The organism is Tautonia sp. JC769, from assembly GCF_040717455.1.
Taxonomy (GTDB): domain Bacteria; phylum Planctomycetota; class Planctomycetia; order Isosphaerales; family Isosphaeraceae; genus Tautonia.
The window spans coordinates 61554-83083 of the sequence record NZ_JBFEFH010000016.1; the positions used below are offsets into that span (position 1 = coordinate 61554).

Below are 21530 nucleotides of genomic sequence, written 5' to 3' on the forward strand. Positions count from 1 at the left end.
TCGGCCGCCCCCCTGGCCCGTTCGGGGGCGAGAGCGAGCGATTGATCGATCAAGCGATCAGGGGAAACACCGTCCGAAGGCGATCAGGAGCCTCGGATCGCCGCGAAGACGGACCCGGAAGGTGAGCAGGAGCCAGACGATGCTGGCCTCCTTGCGGAGGAAGCGGAGCCAGCTCGCGGAATCGGCCGTGACCCGCAGGTCGGGCCGACCGACGCAACCGTCGAGGACCTCGATCGATTGATCGCGGATGATCACCGTGCACTCGGCCGCTTCGGTCCCGGTGAAGCGGAAATGGTAGGTGGCCGCAAGGCCCCTCGACTGGCCGCGCTGGAAGACGTTGCGCATGAAACGGATGAACAACCCGACCGAATTCGGCCGCAGGACCGCCCCGACCCGGGAGGTGCGTTTGTGGGGGAATCGGCGGGAGACATACGCCTCGGCATCCGAGTTGGGCTGCACGTAGATCGTCTCTTCCTTGGCCTGGAGCGGCTTGACGATGTCGTTGAGGAAGCCGCTCCGGTCGTCCAGGAAGGGGCCGATCACGTCCTCGCCGGCCGGGCACACCGCGACGCAATAGGCCGCCTTGTAGTTCGGCCCGTAGGCGAGCGATTGCCACATCGAGGCGCTTTCACCATCGCTGACTTTCGCGCGATAGGCCTTGCCGCTGCCGCTCTCGGCCACGGTCTCGACCCACTCGGTGAAGCCCCCCATGAACTCGCGGTAGTTGTGCGCATAGCAGGCGGAGAAGTCGAACGCGCCGTCCGGGGTGATCGCCCCGACCGGGCAGGCCGCGACGCAAAGCTTGCAGCTGACGCACGGGTTGTAGTCGATCGCCCGGCCCTGCTCGGCAACGTCGGCATCGATGAGCACGGCCCCGAGCAGGATGAAGCTGCCGAAACGCGGGTGGATGACGTTCCGGTGCAAGCCCATCTGACCGAGCCCGGCCGCGACGGCCAGGGGCTTGAGCGACAGCGACCACGTCTTCTCGGGGAAGCGGTCCATCTCCATCGGGAAGGCCATGGGCGGGTTGAGCGCCCGGACGCCCAGCCCGGCCAGCTCGCGGACGATCCGGCGCGAGGCGTCGTTCACCCCGTCTCCGGTGGCGTGGAACTCGTGATTGGCCATGTTGCGGGCGGGGCTCCGGACGGGCTCCGGGGTCATCCGGCAGACGAGCGCGATCACCGTCCTCGTCGCCGGATAGACCCGCAGCACGTCCGATCGCTCGGCGTCAAGCTCGGGCCGATCGATCGAGACGAACCCCACATCGTCCGCCCCGGCCGCCAGGCAGAGCCGCCGCAGTTCCGCCGCATCCAGCCGCTCCGGGCCGCTCGATCTCCGGGGCATGCGACCGATCGCCACCACCGTCGGATGCTGTTCCAGTCGGGTCATCAGCTCACCACCTCCCCTTTTACTTGCAAAACGCAAGCTTACTGCTTGCAATTTACAAGTTCCTCCCGGATACTGTCAAGGGCGCAAGGGAAAGGGGCAGGACGATTGCCAAGTCGTGGAGGCGGCCTCGTTTGACTGGTGCACCGAACCCTCGAAGACGGACCGCCGAGCGTTGAAGGCGGATCGGTTCCTCTTCGAGGGCTGAACGCACCTGACAGGAGAGGCGTTGCGATCGTCCCGCTGAGGAGCCTTCGGAACGACGAGGAGAGGACGATGACACGCCCGTCGAAGCGGCGATCGCCGTGTCCGGTGTCGTGCACGCTGGACCTGATCGGCGACAAGTGGACGATGCTGGTGATCCGGGACTTGATGTGCGGCAAGTCGCAGTTCGTGGAGTTTTGCAGGTCGCCCGAAGGGATCGCGACCAATATCCTCGCCGATCGCCTGCAACGGTTGGTCGAGCACGGGCTCGTCGAGAAGGCGGCCTCCGACGAGGAATCGCGTCGGGACCGCTACCGGCTCACCGCGAAGGGGAAGTCGCTGCGCGCGGTGCTCGACGCAATCGCCCACTGGGGCCTGGCCAACATCGAGGGGACCGAGGCTCGCCTGAAGCCCAAGGAGGGATGAGGCCATCGACAAGAAAAATCACGTAAGATCATTTTTTCATACGTCTTGATTTTCCGGGCGTGGCGCTTCGGGGGGCGGGATCAAGGGGTGATCGGTGGAGGTCTGCGGGCGAGGACGGCACGCGAAGGGGCATCGCGGCCGCCGCCGACGAGGAGGAGGGTAGCGGATTCGGCCCCCTTGGGGCGGAGCTGGGAGCGGAGGGTTTCGGGGCGGATCTCCAGGCCGCGGACCTTGATTTCGAGGGTGCCGACGTTGCGTTCGAGCAGGGCGCGGCGGAGGACCTTCACGTCGATCGGGAACTCGTCGAGGACCTCGAAGGCGGCGAGGAAGGGGGAGTCGACGCGATCGGGGCCGGTGAGGAAGTCGGTCGCGTCATTGATCCGGCCGAGGTCGTGGGCCTCGGCGAACGACTCGACGAGGCCGGAGCGCAGGAGGGCGGGATCGGGGTCGAAGGCCCAGGCGTCGAGCGAGCGGGCCGGGGCGAAGCCGCCGGGGGGGCCGTCGCGGTCGGTCCAGGTGCTCCCTTCGGGGAGCCGGGTGGCGCGGCGTCGGCAGGTGACGAGGTCGCCGAACCAGGCGGTCGCCTCGCGGGCCTCGCCGCCGAGGCTGATGAGCTCGACCTCGTAGCGATCGCCATAGAAGTGGGCGTCGAAGTCGCTGGCCGGGCCGAGCTTGATCGCGCCGCCCCGGGCGCGTTCGGTCAGGTCGAGCAGGGCGTGGGGGCCGGGGTGGTAGTCGCTGAGCATCTGGGCGGCGCGTCGGGAGCCCTCGACGCGGCGGTCGGGGTCGACGTGGATCCGGGCACCGTCGGGGATCGGGAACCGCAGGGCGTCGGCGACGACGGTGGAGAGGCGGTCGCCGACCTCGTATACCCCCGCGTTCCAGAGCGCGCGGCGGGCCATCCCCTCGTCGCGATCGACGCCGACCACGCGATCGGCCGCGTTGGCCTGGGCGATGGCGTCGCCGCCGATCCCGCAGCAGAGATCGACGACGAGCGGAGTCCCTCGGAATCGCTCGGCCTTGTGGCGGGCGACGGGTTCGGCGGTGGATTGTTCGACCCCGACCGGGTCGAGCCACATGCGGTCGGCCCGATCGAACTTGGCTCGGCCCTTGCGGCGGGCCTCGGCCAGGCGGAGGGCGGCCGAGACGACCTCGGCCGGGGCCGCCTTGCGCCAGCGGGCGAGGGCCGAGGGGCCGGGGCGCGGGGTGGCCTCGACCTCGGCGAGCAGGGTGCGGCCGTCGTCGGTGGTGATGAGGAAGGCTTCGGCGTCGAGGGAGGTCATGCAACGATCCAAAGGGGGGAGGTTTTTGAGTCTTCAATCCGCGAACCGGCTCTGACAGATGGGGCTCGATTGGATTAGAATAACGAATCTTGCGCCGATCTGACCTAGAGAGCGGTTTCCGATTGTGGGTTGCGGCTCACCTGCCGCCTGGCCCCCTCACCCGGCCTTCGGCCACCCTCTCCCCCGCGAGCGGGGGAGAGGGATGAGAGCCAGACCCACGAGCCCCGCGCTCGCCGCTCGATCTCGATGGAGGAGGCCCGCCATCGTGTCCGCGATTGCCCCGACGACTCCCCCCCACCGCCGACCCGACTCGATGCCCCCACTGCCGGCTCCCCCTGCGCGGGCGAAGGAACCGCTGGCGATCGGGTCGGTGACGGTCCCGACCCGGTTCTTCCTCTCGCCGCTGGCCGGGTACACGGCGTTGGCGTATCGCCTGACGGTGCGCGAGCTGGGGGGGCTGGGCCTGGCGACGACCGATCTGGTGAATGCGCGGTCCTTGATCGAGAAGCGGGCCAAGGCGTTCGACCTGGCCTCGACCTGCGGGGAGGACCAGCCGGCGTCGATCCAGATCTACGGCGCGACGGCGTGGGAGATGATCGAGGCGACGAGGATCGTGAGCGACCTCGGGCCGTCGATCATCGACATCAACATGGGTTGTCCCGTGCGCAAGGTGGTGAAGTGCGGCGGCGGCTCGGCCTTGATGTGCGACAGCGAGGGGGCGAAGCGGCTCGTCGGCGCGGTGGTCGAGCACTCGCCGGTGCCGGTGACGGTGAAGATGCGGCTGGGGTGGGACCAGCAGAACCCGACCGCGCCGGAACTGGCGCGGTTGTTCGAGTCGATCGGCGTGGCGGCGGTGATCGTCCACGGCCGGACGAGGGCGCAGGGGTTCAGCGGCACGGTCGATCGCGAGGGGATTGCCCGGGTGGTCGAGGCGGTCGATCGCATGCCGATCGTCGGGAATGGTGATATCCGCACGCTGGTGGATGCCGAGGCGATGTTCCGCGAGACCGGGTGCGCGGCCATCTCGATCGGCCGGGGGTCGCTCTCGAATCCGTTCCTGTTCCGCCAGTTGCTGCACTGGGCCGAGCACGGCACCGCGGGGCCGGAGCCGGGATTCGAGGACCGCCTTGAGGTGATGGTCCGCCACTTCCACCGCCTCGTCGAGACGCGGGGCGGGCACCTGGCCTGCCTCCAATTCCGCAAGGTCTTGAAGTGGTACAGCTACGCGATCCGGCCGCCGAAGGAGCTGTACCTGCAACTGGTCAACCTGCCGAGCGTCGCCGTGTTCGACGCGGTCGTTGCCCAGATCCGGGCGGCTGGGCCGAGCACCCCCCTGCCCTCCCAGTTCGAGCCGCGCGTGCCGACGCCGAAGGGGCCGATCGACAAGTGGTGAGGGACCGGCTCCGCTCCTAACGCGCTCTCGGCGAAATTCCCGCGAAAAAACCGGATTGATCGTGGCCCGATCCGGCATTACCTCGTGGACACTTCGAGCCCAGGGAGGATCGCGAGCCGTGCCCAGAGCGATGAACGAGGCGAGTCTCCGGCACCTCGGCACCCTGTTCGGGGGTGGTTCGGGGCTGGGGATGTCGGACGGGCAATTGCTGGAACGGTTCGTCACCCGGGAGGGGACGCGGGCGGAGCGGGCCTTCGAAATCCTGGTCGAGCGGCACGGGCCGATGGTGCAGCGGGTGGCGCGGTCGATCGCGAGGGATCGCGACCTGGCCGACGACGCGTTCCAGGCCGTGTTCGTCACCCTGGCGAGGCGGGCAAGGTCGCTCTGGGTCCGGGATTCGATCGGCCCGTGGCTGCACGCGGTGACGGTGCGGGTGGCGACCCGGATGCGGGACGATCAGGCCCGGCGCCGTCGGATCGACGCGAAGGCCGCCGCCTTGATGCCCTCCTCCTTCGAGCCGGGCGTGCCCGATGACCTCGGGGCCGCCTTGCACGAGGAGATCGCCCGCTTGCCCGAGGCGCAGCGCCTGCCGATCGTGCTCTGCCTGGTCGAGGGCCTGACCCATGACCAGGCGGCTGACCGGCTCGGCTGGCCGGTGGGAACGATCCGGAGCCGATTGGCGAGGGGTCGGGAACGGCTCCGATCGCGGCTCGACCGGCGCGGGCTGGCCCCGTCGTCGGGGGTGCTGATCGGTCCTGGGTTGCTCATGCGATCCGGCTCGGAAGCGATTCGAGGGTCGTTGCTCCATGCGACGGTCCAGAACGCGGTGTCCGCAACGCAAGGCGGTATGATTGGCCTGGTCGGGACGGTCCCGGCCGGGGCGATCGCCGCGGCGGTGACACTGGTGAAGGAGTCGAGCATGATTCATCGCGTTCTGGTGGTCGGCTTGATGTCGGCGGGGGTCTTCGCGGCGGGGGCGTCGCTCCCGGCGCAGTCGAAGCCGGAACCGTCGCCTGCCACGGCGACGGGAAGGATCTCGGATGAGGGGAGGATGGTCACGAAAACCTATGCGGTGCCCGACCTCATTGCACTCAATAAGACAGTGCTTTCTTACTCCCAGGGCGGAGAAGGCCCACGTCGCCTGCAAGTTGCAGGTTCCGCCGACTTTCAACCGTTGATCGATCTCCTGACCGCAACGATTGCGCCCGGCACATGGACCAGGATGACCCTACCGGTTCAGAGCGTCACCCCCGAGGACACCCTCCCCGATGGCTTGATCATGCCGCTGTCCTCGAAGAACAGCATCGTCATCCGCCAGACGGAGGAGGTGCATGATGAGGTCCGCACGCGGCTCGAACAGATTCGCCGCCTCGTCACAGCCCTCAGGAGTCCACCTGAGGTGGTGGAGGAACGGATTGTCGGTCCCGAACTGACCGACGCCGAGATCGTGGAGGAACGGATCGTTGGCCCCGAGCCGGCTGCCGAGAACCAAACCTCCGTCCGCGACAGGTACGAGGAATTCCGTTTGGGTGAATTCCGCTCTCTATCTCCTCCATCGGACGAATCCCCGAAGGGACAGGGCGTGCATAGGAGATCGCACACGATCGAGGAAATCCAACCGTACTCGCAAGACACGGACGACGCATCATCCCGCAAGACCACGGTCGAGCCATCCAAGGCTTCGGAGACGATCTTGCTTGACCCGGATCGTCATCGTCAGGCAGCCACGGACACCAGGCCGACTCCGGATCAACGCATCGATTCCCTCGAACGGAAGCTCGACGCGATCCTCGACGAACTCCGGGCAATCCGGGGCGGAGAGGAACCCGAGGGAGTGCAAAGCGGGGACAACTCTGATTGAATGTCATGATCGTCGTGAGTCACGAATGCCCCGGAGTCGGACGGAGCAGACGGCATGAACCGGCAAGCGGTCCTCGATCGGTTGACATCCGAGATGGAGAACATCCGTCGCCGGTTCGGTGTCAAGGACCTCGCGCTCTTCGGCTCGATGGCGAGGAATGAGGCGACCGAGCAGAGCGACCTCGACCTGCTCGTCACCTTTGACGGTCGTCCCGACTTCGATCGGTTCATGGACCTGAAGTTCCACCTGGAAGACCTGTTCGGGAGGCCGATCGACCTGGTGACGCCGAACGCCCTGCGAAACGAGCTGCGCGGCCGGATCGAACATGAGGCGATCCATGTCCCGTGATTGGAGAACTTTCCTGCTCACGATCGGTTCCTGGAGCAGGACGCGGGTGGCCCCGGTTGCTCGCCAACCGGGGTCGCGGAGCGACGAGAGGTTCCCGGAGTAGGACGCCTCATCCTCTTGCGGCTGCGCCGCCCCAGTTGGCGAGCAACCGGGGCCACCCACCGATCGAAGGTGCGTCACGACGCACCCTACAAATCACTTCATCAAGGTGTCGCCCATCCTTGAAGTGATCGCGGATCGGATTCACCTTCGACGAGGCGGTAAGCAGTGTCGATCGAAAGATTGGCGAAGCGACGGACCTGGCCGGAGGGCCAGCGGACCTCGACGGTGACGGGGGAGGAGGAAGGGCCGAGGCCGAAGTGGAGGCGGGGGTCGCTGGACGAGAGGTAGCTGCCGCCGCCGAAGCGCTGGGCGGTCTGGGTGCGGCCGGAGGAGGTGACGGAGACGACCGCGCCGAGCGCGTCGCGGTTCGAGGCGGTGCCTTCGAGGTGGAGGGTGAGGAAGTGATGGGGTGAGGATGCCTGGCCTTCGGGGCCGAGGTAGCGGAGGAAGGCGAGCGGGTGGTCCTGGGAAAGGATCAAGGCGTCGAGGAGTCCGTTGTTGTCGAGATCGCCGACCACCAATCCGCGGCCGACGCGATCGACCGACCAGCAGGGGCCGGAGCGTTCGGAGACGTCGGTGAAGCGGGCGTGGCCGAGGCCGAGGAGCAGTTGGGCAGGCATGGCGTACGGGGTGCCGGGGCGGAAGTCGTTGACGTGGCCGTTGGCCTGGACGAGGTCGAGGAGGCCGTCGTTGTTGGCGTCGAGGAAGGCGAGGCCGAAGCCGAGGACAAACCGGGTGGCGGGGGCGAGGCGGGCATCGGCCGAGGCGTAGGCGAACTGGGCGCCGCCGAGGTTGCGGAAGAGGGAGGTGGACTCGCCGTAGAAGTTGGTGACGGCCAGCTCGGGGAGGCCGTCGCCGTCGAGGTCGCCGCAGGCGATCCCCATGCCGGCCTGGTAGCCGCCGTCGGCGTTCGAGGCCACGCCGGCGACCTCGCCCATCTCTTCGAATCGGAAGCCGCCGAGGTTGCGGTGGAAGGCGTCGGCCGTCATGTCGTTGGCGACGAACAGGTCGACCAGACCGTCGCCGTCAAGGTCGGCGGCGACCACGCCGAGGCCGCGGCCATCGGGATCGGACAGGCCGGACGCCTCGGTCACGTCGACAAACTTCCCATTGTCGTTGCGATAGACGCGGTCGTGCTCGGCGGCGTAGCGGCGCGGGATGCAGTACATGTGCTCGCCGGGGCGGTTGGGGTCGAGGCAGGGTTCCTCGCGTGCGGGGTCCCAGTGCAGGTAGTGGCAGACGAAGAGGTCGAGGTCGCCGTCGTTGTCGAGGTCGGCGAAGGCGGCCGAGGTCGGCCAGCCGCGATCGCCGCCGAGGCCGCTCGGCCCCGTGATGTCCTCGAAGGTGCCGTCCCCCCGGTTGCGGTAGAGGGCATACGACCGCCATCGGGTGATGAACAGGTCGGGATAGCCGTCGTTGTCGATGTCGCCGACGGTCACGCCGTGGCTGTAACCCTGCGAGGTGCCGGGCAAGGCGGCGGCCTCGGTCACGTCGGTGAAGGTGCCGTCGCGGTTGTTGCGAAAGAGGCGGTCGCCGGGCAGGTCGCGGGACGGGTCGGGGGGGAATGGGCCGCCCTGGAGGACGAAGACATCGAGCCAGCCGTCGCCGTCGAAATCGATCAGCGCCAGGCCGCCCGACATGGTTTCGGGGAGCTGGCGGAGCCGGGTCTGGCCGGGGTCGAAGGTGAAGCGGAGGCCGGCGGCCTCGGCGTCGTCGCGGAAGCGAGGGATGGCGAGGGAATCGGCAGCCGGTGGGGGAGCTTCGGCCGAGGAGCCGTCGAGGATGAGATCGGCCAGGGAGGGGCCGGACGCGGGGGCCGGGGCTTCGGGAAGGGAACGGGCGCGATCAAGCCCGGCGCGGGCGTCGGCGTTCGAAGGGTCGAGCCGGGCGAGCAGGGTCCACCAGCCGATCGCCTCGAAGCGTCGGCCGAGCGATTCGGCCAGGCGGGCCAGGTCGGGCAAGGGTTCGAGCTCGCCGTACTCGATCTTGCCCATCAGGTCGGCGTAGTCGTCGTGCAGGCGGTCGAGCGTGCGCTTGCGGTCGCGGAGGGCGGCGAGTTCGTCGGCGGATGCGTCGTCGTCGCGGGCGGCCAGGTCGGCCAGGCGTCCCCAGGCGGAGGCGTCGCCGGGGCGGAGCGTGATGAGCCGTTCCAGCGCGAGCCGTTCGGCCGAGGGGTCGCCCCGGGCCGCGGCATGGCGGGCCTGAAGCGCGGCGATGCGATCGGGCGTCAGGTGGTCGGCCGGGATGAGCCGCATCGCCTGCTCGGCGCGGACGGGACGACCGGCGGCCAGGGCCCAGTTCAGGCGGATGCGGGCGACGTCGGGATCGGCGGGGCGTTTGGCCTCGCAGCGCGTGAGCCAGGCGTCGGCCTCGTCGAGCCGGCCGGATTCGACGGCCAGGTCGGCCAGGCCGAGCCAGACGCGGTCGTCGTCGGGGGCCTCGCGGTGATGGCGTTCGAGGGCCTCGGTCAGGGCACCGATGGGGGGCGGATGCGTCTCGGCCAGCCAGCGCGACCGGAGCAGCCTGGCCGCCTCGACCGGATCGAGCGACGGAGACGCCCGCCACTGCCGCTCGAACCACTCGGGGAGCCGTTCGGAACGGCCGGAGAAGTAGTAGAGACGCTGGGTGAGGCGGATGGCCTCGTCGCCGATGGCGTCGCGGCGATCGACGAGGGCGGCCAGCGGGGCCTCGGCCTCGGCGAGTCGCCCATGCTCGACGGCCAGCCAGGCCCGTTCGAGCGCGGCCCTGGGGCCGAGCTTCGCGTCGAGGGGGACGCGATCCCATGCGGCGAGTGCCGCATCGATGCGGCCGAGCTTCGCCTCGCAATTTCCCAGGGCGAAGGCGACCTCGGGCTGGTTGGGCCGACGTTCCGCAAGGCGGAGCAATCGGGCCCGGGCGGCCTCGAATTGACCGGCGGCCAGCTCGCGATTGGCCAGGCCCAGCTCGCTCGCGTCGCGACGCGCCGAGGCCCACCAGGCACCACCGATGCCGACGACCACGACCATCGCCAGCCCCCCGATCAGCCCGGGTAGCCTCCGCGAACGGGGCCGGGTGGGGGAGAGACTCCGCGCATCTGCCACCAGTAAGTCTCCCCTTCGGATCGCATCGCACCGAATGGAACAACGTCGGGCGGATCGGTGCCAGGACTGGTTGATCGACGACCCGGGTATCGCGACGTGCTTCGAGCGATCGTTCGATCATGATCCCCGGCCTTCCAATCGGCAAGGCTTCATCTCAAGAATTCCCGGGGGTGTCGCACGGATTCATTCAAGGATTCGTGCAGAGGGCCGAGGGGGGAGAAGTCGGCCGGCGGCGCATGGGGGCGCTTCGGCGAGCGGGGGCGGGGGATTCGCGGTTGCATCGGGCGAGTCGCCGACGATAATGGGCCGGAGTCAGGCGGGGAGCGGGTGTCGAGTCGTGTTTCGAGGAATCTGCCCCGAATCGCGTCGGGGCGCGGCGTTCCTCGGAGTCCTTCGTGGCACGCGCGAGCGGATGCCGTCCGTTTCCCATCGGCACCGCGGAGACTGAACGACGATGAGCGACGTCGAGCCCGGATCGGATTTCCGTCCACCCTCAGCCCCGGGGCCGAGGCAACCGCGCGTCTCCCCGACCCTCTCGGCGCTGATCGCCGGGCTCATCGCCGCCGGGCTGAGTGGGGCCGCCGGCGAGTCGTTCGTCGGCCTGTTCGCCCCGGCCGAGCGGGCCGGGGCCGAGGCGGACCCGAGCCTCGACCCGGACGACGGCGAGCAGCGTTCCCCCGAGCAGCTCCGCGGGCTGGTGCTCGACGCCACCGTGACCTTCGCCGCGCAAGGCGGCTTGCTCGGCCTGATGCTCGGCCTGGCCGGTGGGGTCAGCGGCCGATCGCTCCCGATGGCAGGGCTCGGGGCGGGGATCGGGGTGATGGCCGGGGCGGTCGTCTGCGGCCTCGGCGCGTTCGGCCTGTTCACCTTGTACCTGAACCACGTCGACCCGATTGCCCCGGAACTGCTCGCCCCGCTGAGTACCCGGTCGATCCTCTGGGGAGTGATGGGGGGAGTCGGCGGGATGGCCTTCGGCATCGGCCTGGGCGACGAAAACGGGATCGGCCAGGCCATCCTGGGAGGGGCAGTAGGTGGCCTGCTGGCCACCCTCGTCTATGAGTTGGGCGGCCTGGTGCTCTTCCCGGACGCCCGACCCACCATCCCCGTCGCCGGGGGGCAGTCCGCGCGGCTCGTTGCCCATGGCGTGACCGGGGTGCTGGTGGCCCTGGGAGCGGCCAGGGCCCTGAACGCGGAGTGACGGATCGGGTCTGGTGGTGTGGGCGGGCGCGACCTCTGCCCGCGAGTCTCCATCGGGATTCATCCCAATCGAGATTCGCGATTCAAGGCGGCCGACCGGAGATTGAGCAACGCCTTCCAGCTCCAGGGCCCCGGCTGGGGGTGATCCCGCCTCCAGCCATTCGCGGGACGATCGGAAGGGCGACCGACGTGGTCGATCCATTCCTGGAGGTGGACCAGGGTGTCGTTCGCGCGGAGGACGGCGTGCTCCCTGGCCTCGACCAATGTCTGCGCGTCGTCTCCGGCCAGGAGCCGTCGGGCGGCCCTCAGGACTTCCTCGCGGTCGATCCGGTCGGCCCGGAACCGGTGAGGCCAGCCCGAGTCGCCGAGCAGGGCGTCGACCTTGGCCCCGCCCCGGATCTGGTCGATCGCGATGTACGGCACGCCATTGCGGACGGCCAGCATCGCCCCGTGGAATCGGGAGGTCAGGATCAGGTCACATGCGCGGTACTGGTGCTCGATGGCCTCGGGGGTGATGCCGGACCGGAGCAGGTGATTCTCGATGGCGAGCACGCGCCCCCCGCGATCGGCGAGGATCGCCTGCGCAACCCAGTTCACCACGTCCTCGGTTTCGTTCCAGAGGCAGCGATCGTCGCCATATTCCCCCTGCGGGCCGCGGAGCACGACGCCGAGCGTGACCCCGTCTCGGGGGTGCTCCCGAGGGCTGGGCGAGCCCTGGCGGGGGGCAATGAGGGCGACGTCCTCGAACCGCTCGGGCTTCCCCTCGCGGGCGAAGACGGAATCGAACGGGTCGATGAAGTTGAAATGCCCCTGCGGGAACATGCTCACGCTGACGCCGGCGAGCGGACGGCCTGCGAATCGGTCGAAGAGCGCGGCCGTCTCCGGGTGGGTCTTGAGGATCGGGCCGCAGACGAAGATCACGGCGTCGAAGGAATCCGGGTCGACCTGACGCCAGTCGGCCCCGGTCGCGCCGCGGACCTGGACATGGGCGCCGCTCGCGTGATCGACGCGGTGGCCGAGGCCGACGAGATGCGTCGTGACGCTCTGCATGGCGAGCAGGTCGCCGATCGTCCCATGCCCCTCGAACGACCCGTACCACGTCACGAGCAGGCGTTTCCGGGGTGCTGACGTGTGACGGGGATGAGCCGTCGCCGTTGATCGCCCCCGCAATGAGGGGATGATGCGACGCCGGGGCCGATCGGGGGCGAGGGCCCGGTCGCAGAGTCGCCTCAGGACCGAGTCCTCCCCCGGCGCGGGCGGCGAGATCTTGTGGGTGAGCTTCAGGACGGGCGTCGTGGGCGAGTCGAGCAGTTCCCGGTCCTGCCGAGTCGGTTGCCGGTGCAACGTCTCCTCGTAGGGGAGGTAGCGGTGCGGGCCGTCGGCGGAGTGTTTCGGCACGCGATCCCAGAGCGATCGGAAGTGCGGATCGGCCTCGTAGCACCGGCCGAAGAGGTGATGGACCCAGAAGTAATGGTCCCGCTCGTGCCGATCGCGCCAGTACTCGACGGTCCGGTCGTGCCATTGGCGGATGATCTCGCTCCCCATCGAGGCGGCGAGGAACCAGCTCGAGATCATCCGATCCGGGCCTGGCCGATCGAAGGCGAAGAACCCGTGCCGGGCCGCCTGGGGGAGCCACTCGTCGAGCGGGCGGAGGCAATAGAGCGTGCTGTCTGCCCAGACGCCCCCGTACCTGCGCAGCAGGGCGAGCCGCACGACATCGCTCAACGCCTCGGGCTCCAGGTGTTTCCCCTCGACCGCCCGGAATTCGTCCCGATCGAGCAGGGACGGCAGGTCGTCTCGACAGAGGGCCCGGATCGACCAGCCCGGGTTGTGCCGTCTCCAGGTTTGCAGGCAGGCTCGGACCACCTCGGGGGCCTGGTCCCAGCCCTGGAACCAGAGGCACCAGACGATTTTCGGGACCGGGACGCGACGGCTCGAATCGTGGTCGGGCATGGCAAGACCGGGGTAAGGCGTCGAATAGGGAACCAGCCTGCACGTTGCTCAGATCACTTGGACCTGAGCCTCGCCTTGCGTCACGACAACCCAGACCAGGATGGAAGCAACAGAAGAGGGCCGGAGTTATAGCGAATCCCCTCGGTTGCTTGAAGGCCTCTTCTCGGGGGCGGTCGCTCGGGTGATCACGGGGCGCGCTACTGTCTTTGGTTGAGTTGCGACGTACAATGAGATCGAGATCATCCGATGCGCCGGCTTGTGTTGGCCGGCCTCGAGGTCGATCACCCTCCATCTCCGAATCGAGGTCGGCGGTGGAAACGCGCCTGACGTTCGAGATCCAGCCGCAGCCCGACGACGTGACGTGCGGGCCGACGTGCCTTGATGCCGTGTACAGCTACTTCGGCGACGAGATCCCCCTGGAGCAGGTCATCCGGGAGATCCCGCAGCTCGAAGGCGGGGGCACGCTGGCGGTCTTGCTCGGGAATCACGCCCTGAAGCGAGGCTACGAGGCCACGCTCTACACCTACGACCTGAGGACCTTCGACCCGACCTGGTTCACCCCCGCCGCCCCGCACCTGGCCGAGAAGCTGAAGGCCCAGGCCGCCCTGAAGGAGAACCCGAAGCTGCGGATCGCCACCGGGGCGTATCTGGAATTCCTCCGCCTGGGCGGCCGAATCCGGATGCGAGACCTGAACGGGGCCTTGATCCGGCACTACCTCGAACGGCAGATCCCGATCCTCACCGGCCTCTCGGCCACCTATCTGTACCGGATGCCCCGCGAATTCGGCCCGAAGTCGGATCACGACGACATCCGAGGCGAGCCGGCCGGTCACTTCGTCGTGCTCTGCGGCTATGATCCCCAGACGCGAGACGTGATGCTGGCCGACCCGCTCTGGCCGAACCCGCTGGCGGCCGACCATTATTACGTGCAAGGGATGGACCGCGTGCTCTCGGCGATTATGCTCGGGATCGTGACGTACGACGCCAACCTGCTCATCGTCCGGCCCCGGCCGGCAGGGCGTTGACCGCGAGAGTGCGACCCATGGGGATGTATTGCGGCCTGACGGCGGTCGACCAGGACGACATGCTCCGGCTGCTCGTCGAGCCCGAGTCGGTCGGGGCGATCCTCGACGACGACTCGAGGCCCTCGGTCGACCTGGAGAAGTCGTGGCACGGCCTGCATTACCTCCTGAACGGCTCGGGCATCGGCGGCGATCCGCCGCTGGATTTCCTGCTCGTCGGTGGCGAGCCGATCGGCGAAGACGACGGGGGTGTCTGCCTCTTTCGGCCCGACGATGTCCGGCGGCTGGCCGAGGCCCTCGACCCGATCGACGACGCACAGCTCTGGGGCCGGTTCGACCCGGGAGCGATGGCGGAGGAGGGGATCTACCCCAACATCTGGGACGAGCCCGCGGCCGACCTCCGGGAGGAATACACCGGCTACTTCCGCGACCTGAAGGCGTTCCTCCGCCGGGCGAGCGACGACGGGAGGGCCGTCGTCATCACGATCGCCTGACCCGGGCCGTACGACCCTGCCCTGCACCGCCACGCCACGCCACGTCCCCCAGGATCTTCCCTCGTGCCCACACTCATTGTGACCGACAATACCACGGACTGGCCCTCGGAGCTGCCCGAGGTCGAGGTCGTCGATGCCTGGTCGTACCTGACCGGCCCTCGATTCGCCGGGCTGCGGAACGTCAGGCTGTTCAATCTCTGCAAATCGTACCGCTATCAGAGCGCCGGGTATTATGTCTCGCTGCTGGCCGAGGCCCGGGGGCACCGCCCCTTGCCCTCGATCACGACGATCCAGGACATGAAGTCCCCCGCCATGGTCCGCCTGCTCGGGGAGGACCTGGACGAACGGATCCAGAAGGATCTGCATCCGTTGCAGTCCGAGGCATTCACCCTGAGCGTCTACTTCGGACGGAACCTGGCCAAGCGCTACGACACCCTGAGTCGCTACCTGTTCGATGCGTTCCGGGCACCGATGTTGCGGGCCCAGTTCAAGAAGGCCGATGACCGATGGCAGCTCCGGGGCGTGGCGGCGATCGGTGCCCGGGAGGTCCCCGAGCCGCACTGGCCGTTCGTCGCCGAGGCGGCCCGCGAGTTCTTCGCGGGCCGCCGCGGGTCGATCCGCCGCCGGGCGGCCTCGCGGTACGACCTGGCGATCCTCCGCGATCCGAAGGAAGCCGAGCCCCCCTCCGACGAGAAGGCGCTGCAGCGCTTCACCCGCGCCGCCGAGGCCGTCGGCCTGGCCGTCGAGGTGATCGGGCCCGACGATTACGGCCGGATCGCCGAGTTCGACGCCCTGTTCATCCGGGAGACGACCGCCCCCAATCACCACACCTACCGCTTCGCCCGCCGCGCCGCCGGCGAGGGTTTGGTGGTGATCGACGACCCCGAGTCGATCGTCCGCTGCTCGAACAAGGTCTACCTCGCCGAACTGCTCAGCCACCACAACATCCCGGCCCCGAAGACGCTCGTTGCGCACGAGGAAAACGTGGACGAGGTGCTCGATAGGATCGGCCTGCCTTGCGTGTTGAAGCAGCCGGACAGCTCGTTCTCCCGGGGGGTCATCAAGGTCGAGACGTCCGAGGCATTGCGCGACGAGCTGGCGAGGTTCTGGAAGGAATCGGATCTGGTCGTCGCCCAGGAATACCTGCCGACGACCTTCGACTGGCGCATCGGCATCCTCGACGGGCAGCCCCTGTTCGCGTGCAAGTACTTCATGGCGCGCAAACATTGGCAAATCATCAAGCGAGACGCCTCGGGCAAGAGTTCCTACGGGAAGTATGAAACCCTGCCGGTGGAGCTCGCCCCGCGGAAGGCGGTCCGGCTGGCCACCCGGGCCGCCGAGCTGATCGGCGACGGGCTGTATGGGGTCGACGTGAAGCAGTCGGGCGACCAGTTCACGGTGATCGAGGTCAACGACAACCCGAACATCGAGGCGGGGGTCGAGGACGCGATCCTCCGCGACGACCTGTATCGCCGCCTGGCCGACGTCTTCCTCCGTCGCATCGAGCGCCGCAAGGCGGGTTACGGCGGGGGGAACTCCCGATCATGAGCTTTCACCTGTTCGAGCGATTCGGCATCGAGCTGGAATATATGATCGTCGATCGGGAGACGCTCGCCGTCCGGCCGATCGCCGACCGCCTGCTGGCGGCCGTCAGCCCTTCGGGGGAACCGGAGTCGGAGGTCGATCTCGGCCCGATCTCCTGGTCGAACGAACTGGCCGCGCACGTCATCGAGCTGAAGACGACCGAGCCGGTGGCGTCGCTCTCGGGTCTCGGCGGGCAATTCCACGAGCATGTCCGCCGCATCGACGCGATCCTCGAACCGATGGGTGCCCGCCTGATGCCGACGGCGATGCACCCCCTGATGGACCCGGGCCGCGAGGCCACCCTCTGGCCGCACGACTTCGGCCCGATCTATCGGACGTTCGACCGCATCTTCGACTGCCGGGGGCACGGCTGGTCGAACCTGCAAAGCGTGCACATCAACTTGCCGTTCTGCGGCGACGAGGAGTTCGGCCGCCTGCACGCGGCCATCCGCCTGATCCTGCCGATCCTGCCGGCCCTGGCCGCCAGCTCGCCGATCGTCGAGGGGCGCATCACCGGCCTGCTCGACAATCGCCTGGAATTCTACCGGCACAACTGCCGACGCGTCCCCGAGGTGACCGGCCGGGTGATCCCCGAGCCCGCATTCTCGCGGGCCGAGTACGATCGATTGATCCTCGAACCGATGTACGCCGCCATCGCCCCGCTCGACCCCGAGGGGATCCTGCGGCACGAATGGCTGAACGCCCGGGGCGCGATTGCCCGGTTCGACCGCTCGGCGATCGAGATCCGCCTGCTCGACGTGCAGGAATGCCCCTGGGCCGACCTGGCGATCGCGTCGCTCATCGTCGCCGCGGTGCGGGGCCTGGTGGAGGAGCGCTGGTCATCGACCGAGCTCCAGCGATCCCTCCCCGTCGAGACCCTGGAGCCGATTCTCCTCGCCTGTATCGACGGCTCCGGCCTCGCCGCCGCCGACCGCTCCCTCATCAGCGATCCCGCCTACCTCCGCTGCTTCGGCCTCGCCCCCCCCGGCCCCCTGCCCGCCCTCGACCTCTGGCGGTCGCTGTTCGAGTCGCTCCGGGACGAACTCGGCCCTCAAGCCGAGTGGGCCCCGCTGGCCCTGGTCCTCGACCGCGGCCCGCTCGCCCGGCGCATCCGGGGCGCACTCGACGCCGGTGCCCCCCCATCGCCCGCCGAGATCCGATCGGTCTATGCCGACCTTTGCGACTGCCTGAGCGACGACCGGCCGTTCGATTGATCGAGGCGGCGCACGCTCACGGTTTCCCCGGGTCCCAGATCGTGCCGGCGAGGTAGCGGTCGGGGCCGGTTTGGTCGTGGAAGTAGTAGACGGAGAGGATCGTGCCATCGGGACGGACGACCGAGCGGACGTAGCCGATGTCGGTGCCGCCACCGTCGTCTCGGAGAGTGATGGGGTCGGACCAGGACCGGCCGTCGTCTCGGCTGAGGCGAGCGCGAATGCTGTACGGCTCGGCGCGGTGGGCCGTGATGAGGGCGAGTCGTCCGTCGGGCAATCGGACGAGGCTCGGCGGGTTCCCGGCGCCGAGGTCGGGTTCCGGCTCGCCGAGGTACGCCCACGAGCGGCCGTCGTCGTGCGAGGCGTAGGCGTCGATCCAGCTCCGTTCCGAGTTGCGCAGCCGAATCGTGGTCACCAGGTCGGTCGGGCCAACGCGGACGGTGGCGGGCATGATCGCATAGCCGTCTTCGGGCTCGGGGCCGATGAAGGAGAGGAACTGCCAGGTCAGGCCGCCGTCGGTCGTCCGGGCGCAGAAGGGGCGGCCCTCTCGGCCGTTCGATCGCTTCGAGGCGGTCGCGAAGATGTGGCAATCGCGCGGGCCGTTGACGACATAATCGGTCCGGGCCATCACCCCCGGCTGATCGAACAGGGGCAACGGATGCGTCCCCCGCCAGGTCCGGCCGCGGTCGTATGAATAATACAACCGCGAGACGCCGCCGTTGGCGTTGGCCATGCGGAGGGTCATGGCGAAGTCGGGGTGGGTGAAGTCGATCGGCTCAGTGAGGTCGACCATGCGTTCCTCGACCGCGCCGGGGGGCATGACGCCGTGCCTCATGCCGGGAGTGCCGACCAGGACTCCGGGCGGCCGAGGGGCCTCGACCGTCCAGGTCGCGCCGCCGTCGAGGCTGCGGGCGAACAGGTGTTCCTCCGGCCGGTCGCGGTCGATGTGATGGCGGGTGCCGAGATCCTTGTAATACCCCCGGCTGAAGCCGACGAGGACCTCATCGCCCCACGACCAGATCCCGTGATTGGCGGGCCAGCCGGCGAACCGGCCCGGCTCGCCGTAGACGACGACGTGTTCCAGGACCCTCGGCGCGGCGGTCGCGTCCTGCTCGTCGGCCGCCCGGGTCGGCGGCCCGGGACAGGCCGATGCCAGGAGGCCCGTCAGCAGCACCAGCGCCCCGCGGCGGTCGACATCTCCTGATCGCATGCGAACGCTCCCGACTCGTCTCCCGATCGGGCCGAGGCCCGGCTCGCCGCCCTCGATCGGGGAGGGTTCTGCCAAGGCCAATTACCTTGACCGGGCGTGCTCGACGGGTCAAGGCTCGGCTGATCCTTCGCCTCGCCGCGGGGCTCATGTCTGAAACACCCCGCGTTGATTTTTTGGAGAAGGGTCGGATCAGTGTTGAATTTTTTCGAGAGGGGCGATCAAGATAAGGGTCGAAACCGGGATGATCGAGGCGGCGCGCCTCGCCGGTGGGTTCGAGACAGAAGGTTCGAGGACCGCGGAACCCGGGAGCAATCGGCAAGAGGCTGGGGCGAAGGTGCCCCGATCGATCGCCTGAGCCATCTCGGAGCGGTTCAAGGAGGGCGGCACCGTGCGCATCGACCTCGGATCGGCGGGATCGTACTGCGATCGCGTGAGCCGGCGGAGCTTCCTGCAACTGGGCGTGGCCGGGATGGCCAGCGTCGGGTTGCCGGGCCTGCTGGCGGCTCGGGAGGCCTCGGCCCGGCAAGGGCTGCCGAAGAAGGACACGTCGGTCATCTTGATCTGGCTCGACGGCGGGCCGGGCCACATGGACATGTACGACATGAAGCCGGAGGCACCCGAGCAGTACCGGGGGATCTGGAAGCCGATCCCGACGGTCGTCCCCGGGTTCGAGGTCACCGAGCTGTTCCCGAAGCAGGCCCAGCACACCGACAAGTTCTCGATCGTCCGATCCCTCCATCACGACACCGGCGACCACTTCGCCGGGGCGCACCGGATCTTGACGACCAAGGACATGGGCGTCTCGGGGGCGAACACGACGTCGAAGTTCCCGTCGCTCGGCTCGATCGTGGCGCGGGAGGTCGGCCCCCGGAAGCCGGGGATGCCCGCCTACGCGGCGGTGCCGATCGCCAGCAGCGTCGGCCTGAACCCGGGGTACTTCGGCGGCAACCTGCTCGGCATGCAGTACGACCCGTACCAGCCGGGCGGCGACCCGAACGCGCCGAATTACACCGTCGGCGACCTGACACTGAAGGCCGGGATGAGCATCGATCGCCTCGAAGACCGCCGCGCCCTGCGGCAGCGGCTCGACGACGCCTTGCGGCAACGCGATGCCCTGCCGGTCGACACCTCGGTCGACCAGTTCACCGAGCAGGCGTTCGACTTCGTGACCGGCCCGGCCGCCCGCGAGGCGTTCGACATCAGCAAGGAAGACCCGAGGCTCCGCGACCGCTACGGCCGCCACTCGTGGGGCCAGAGCACCCTGCTCGCCCGTCGCCTGGTCGAGGCCGGGGTCACTTTCGTCACCGTCCACCTCGGCGGCTGGGATCATCACTGGGATCTTGAAGCCGGGATGAATCGCTATCTGCCGATGGTCGACTCGCTCGTCGCGTCCCTCTTCGACGACCTGCACCAGCGGGGCTTGCTCGACTCGACCCTGGTGATGCTCTGCGGAGAGTTCAGCCGGACGCCGAAGATGAACGACGGCGGCAACGGCGGGCCTCCCGGCAGCATGGGGACCCCCGGCCGCGACCACTGGGGCAACGCCATGTTCTGCCTGCTCGGAGGGGGCGGGGTGAAGGGCGGGCAGCTCGTCGGCTCGACCGACCGCCTGGGCCAGTTCCCGCACGATCGGCCGATCACGCCGTCGAACCTGCACGCGACGATCTACCACGTCCTCGGGATCGACCCGCACCTGCAGGTGCTCGATCAGTTGAACCGCCCGGTCTCGGTGCTCGACGATCCCGAGCCGATCCACGAGCTGATCTGATCTGCTTGGAAGGAAGGGCCGGCCAGAGGCGACAATCCCCGCGGGCACCCCGCCGTCTTGTGCGCGGTGCCCGGGGGCGTCACAATCGGCGCGGCGCGGTGCAGTGGTCGGCGTCGATGGTCGGGGCCGACCTGCCTTCGCGCCCCTCCGCCGAGAAGGACCGGCCCGATGGTCATGCCGCTGGGCGACCTGCACCCGACCCGGATCACGCCCTGGGTCAATTATGCGTTGATTGCGCTGAACATCATCGTGTTCATCCTCCAGGCGAGCCGGCCCGAGCAGTTCACCGTCGCGTTCGCGGCCACGCCGTACGAGATCACCCGGAACGTCGACCTGACCGACCCGGTGACCCTGGCCGTCGAGGTCGAGGTGCCCGACGCCTTCGGCAACGTCCGGGTCGTCGAGCGTGAGGAGGTCTTGCCGCAGGGGGCGGTCCCCTTCCCGGTCTGGCTGACCCTGTTCACGTCGATCTTCATGCACGGCGGGCTGGCCCACCTGGGCGGCAACATGCTCTATCTCTGGATCTTCGGCGACAACGTCGAGGAATCGCTCGGCCACGTCCGGTATCTGCTGGTCTACCTGGCGTGCGGCCTGGTGGCGAGCCTCGCCCACGTGGCGATCGGGCCGGACTCGATGATCCCGAGCCTCGGGGCGTCGGGGGCGATCTCGGGGGTGATGGGGATGTACCTCGTCTGGTTCCCGCACAATCGCGTGCGCGTCCTGCTGGGGCGGGTCATCACCACGATGCCGGCCTCGCTGGTGATCGGGCTCTGGATCGTCCTGCAACTGGCGCTGGGGATCGGCGACCTCTCGACCGCCGGCCAGGGCGGCGGAGTGGCCTACGCGGCGCACGTGGGAGGGGCGGCGGCGGGCATCTTCTTCGGCCTGGCCTTCCGAGGCCGGGCCGAGCGGGGAGGCGAATGGCCCCTGCAACTCGGCTGGGCCTCGCGGGCGAACCGTCGGTGATCTGTGTCACCGGCCGACCGAAGGAGGGCCTCGGCAAGCCAC

At 68.8% G+C, this 21530-nt stretch carries 16 protein-coding genes; 11 read left to right on the plus strand and 5 right to left on the minus strand.

Translation table 11 applies throughout. From position 1 onward, the window contains the following. Positions 1–57 precede the first annotated feature (57 nt). Positions 58–1389 carry a 4Fe-4S binding protein gene (locus tag AB1L88_RS16250; RefSeq protein ID WP_367097728.1) on the minus strand — a complete coding sequence of 444 codons (1332 nt, stop codon included), beginning with the start codon at positions 1387–1389 and terminating at the stop codon, positions 58–60. 273 nt (positions 1390–1662) lie between these two features. On the opposite strand from AB1L88_RS16250, the gene AB1L88_RS16255 reads away from it, so the two are divergent. Beyond that, the gene (locus tag AB1L88_RS16255) at positions 1663–2016 is read left to right on the plus strand and encodes a helix-turn-helix domain-containing protein (protein ID WP_367097729.1); all 354 of its coding nucleotides are present in this window, start codon (positions 1663–1665) and stop codon (positions 2014–2016) included. Between the two features lie 80 nt (positions 2017–2096). On the opposite strand, the gene AB1L88_RS16260 is transcribed toward AB1L88_RS16255, so the two are convergent. Further along, positions 2097–3299, minus strand: coding sequence for a class I SAM-dependent methyltransferase (locus AB1L88_RS16260; protein ID WP_367097730.1), 1203 nt, complete (start codon positions 3297–3299; stop codon positions 2097–2099). 265 nt (positions 3300–3564) lie between these two features. Here AB1L88_RS16260 and AB1L88_RS16265 point away from each other — a divergent pair, with 265 nt between their 5' ends. The 3 genes from AB1L88_RS16265 (at position 3565) to AB1L88_RS16275 (ending at position 6901) form a co-directional block, all read left to right on the plus strand. Then, the gene (locus AB1L88_RS16265) at positions 3565–4692 is read left to right on the plus strand and encodes a tRNA-dihydrouridine synthase (RefSeq protein ID WP_367097731.1); all 1128 of its coding nucleotides are present in this window, start codon (positions 3565–3567) and stop codon (positions 4690–4692) included. Between the two features lie 118 nt (positions 4693–4810). Then, on the plus strand, positions 4811–6553 hold the full coding sequence (locus AB1L88_RS16270; protein ID WP_367097732.1) for an RNA polymerase sigma factor: 1743 nt from the start codon (positions 4811–4813) through the stop codon (positions 6551–6553). Between the two features lie 54 nt (positions 6554–6607). Beyond that, positions 6608–6901 carry a nucleotidyltransferase family protein gene (locus tag AB1L88_RS16275; protein ID WP_367097733.1) on the plus strand — a complete coding sequence of 98 codons (294 nt, stop codon included), beginning with the start codon at positions 6608–6610 and terminating at the stop codon, positions 6899–6901. A gap of 203 nt (positions 6902–7104) precedes the next feature. Here AB1L88_RS16275 and AB1L88_RS16280 read toward each other — a convergent pair whose 3' ends face one another. Further along, a complete protein-coding gene (locus tag AB1L88_RS16280) occupies positions 7105–10083 on the minus strand; it encodes an FG-GAP-like repeat-containing protein (protein ID WP_367097734.1) in 2979 nt (992 codons plus the stop codon). A gap of 454 nt (positions 10084–10537) precedes the next feature. On the opposite strand from AB1L88_RS16280, the gene AB1L88_RS16285 reads away from it, so the two are divergent. Continuing rightward, entirely contained in the window at positions 10538–11281 is a 744-nt protein-coding gene (locus tag AB1L88_RS16285; RefSeq protein ID WP_367097735.1) for a hypothetical protein, read from the plus strand. 59 nt (positions 11282–11340) lie between these two features. Here the strand turns inward: AB1L88_RS16285 and AB1L88_RS16290 are convergent, their stop codons facing one another. Continuing rightward, positions 11341–13233: a capsular polysaccharide synthesis protein gene (locus AB1L88_RS16290; protein ID WP_367097736.1), complete on the minus strand. Its 1893-nt coding sequence runs from the start codon at positions 13231–13233 to the stop codon at positions 11341–11343. 311 nt (positions 13234–13544) lie between these two features. Here AB1L88_RS16290 and AB1L88_RS16295 point away from each other — a divergent pair, with 311 nt between their 5' ends. The 4 genes from AB1L88_RS16295 (at position 13545) to AB1L88_RS16310 (ending at position 17547) form a co-directional block, all read left to right on the plus strand. Continuing rightward, the gene (locus AB1L88_RS16295) at positions 13545–14258 is read left to right on the plus strand and encodes a hypothetical protein (protein WP_367097737.1); all 714 of its coding nucleotides are present in this window, start codon (positions 13545–13547) and stop codon (positions 14256–14258) included. A gap of 17 nt (positions 14259–14275) precedes the next feature. After that, complete coding sequence (locus AB1L88_RS16300; protein ID WP_367097738.1) at positions 14276–14749, plus strand: YfbM family protein; 474 nt, start codon at positions 14276–14278, stop codon at positions 14747–14749. A gap of 63 nt (positions 14750–14812) precedes the next feature. Further along, a complete protein-coding gene (locus tag AB1L88_RS16305) occupies positions 14813–16297 on the plus strand; it encodes a RimK family protein (RefSeq protein ID WP_367097739.1) in 1485 nt (494 codons plus the stop codon). Next, positions 16294–17547, plus strand: coding sequence for a glutamate-cysteine ligase family protein (locus tag AB1L88_RS16310; RefSeq protein ID WP_367097740.1), 1254 nt, complete (start codon positions 16294–16296; stop codon positions 17545–17547). Before AB1L88_RS16305 ends, AB1L88_RS16310 begins: the two co-directional genes overlap by 4 nt. A gap of 16 nt (positions 17548–17563) precedes the next feature. On the opposite strand, the gene AB1L88_RS16315 is transcribed toward AB1L88_RS16310, so the two are convergent. Further along, positions 17564–18754, minus strand: a complete 1191-nt coding sequence (locus AB1L88_RS16315) for a sialidase family protein (RefSeq protein WP_367097741.1) — start codon at positions 18752–18754, stop codon at positions 17564–17566. Between the two features lie 388 nt (positions 18755–19142). Here AB1L88_RS16315 and AB1L88_RS16320 point away from each other — a divergent pair, with 388 nt between their 5' ends. Continuing rightward, entirely contained in the window at positions 19143–20522 is a 1380-nt protein-coding gene (locus tag AB1L88_RS16320) for a DUF1501 domain-containing protein (RefSeq protein ID WP_367097742.1), read from the plus strand. Between the two features lie 168 nt (positions 20523–20690). Beyond that, complete coding sequence (locus AB1L88_RS16325; RefSeq protein ID WP_367097743.1) at positions 20691–21488, plus strand: rhomboid family intramembrane serine protease; 798 nt, start codon at positions 20691–20693, stop codon at positions 21486–21488. Positions 21489–21530 lie beyond the last annotated feature (42 nt).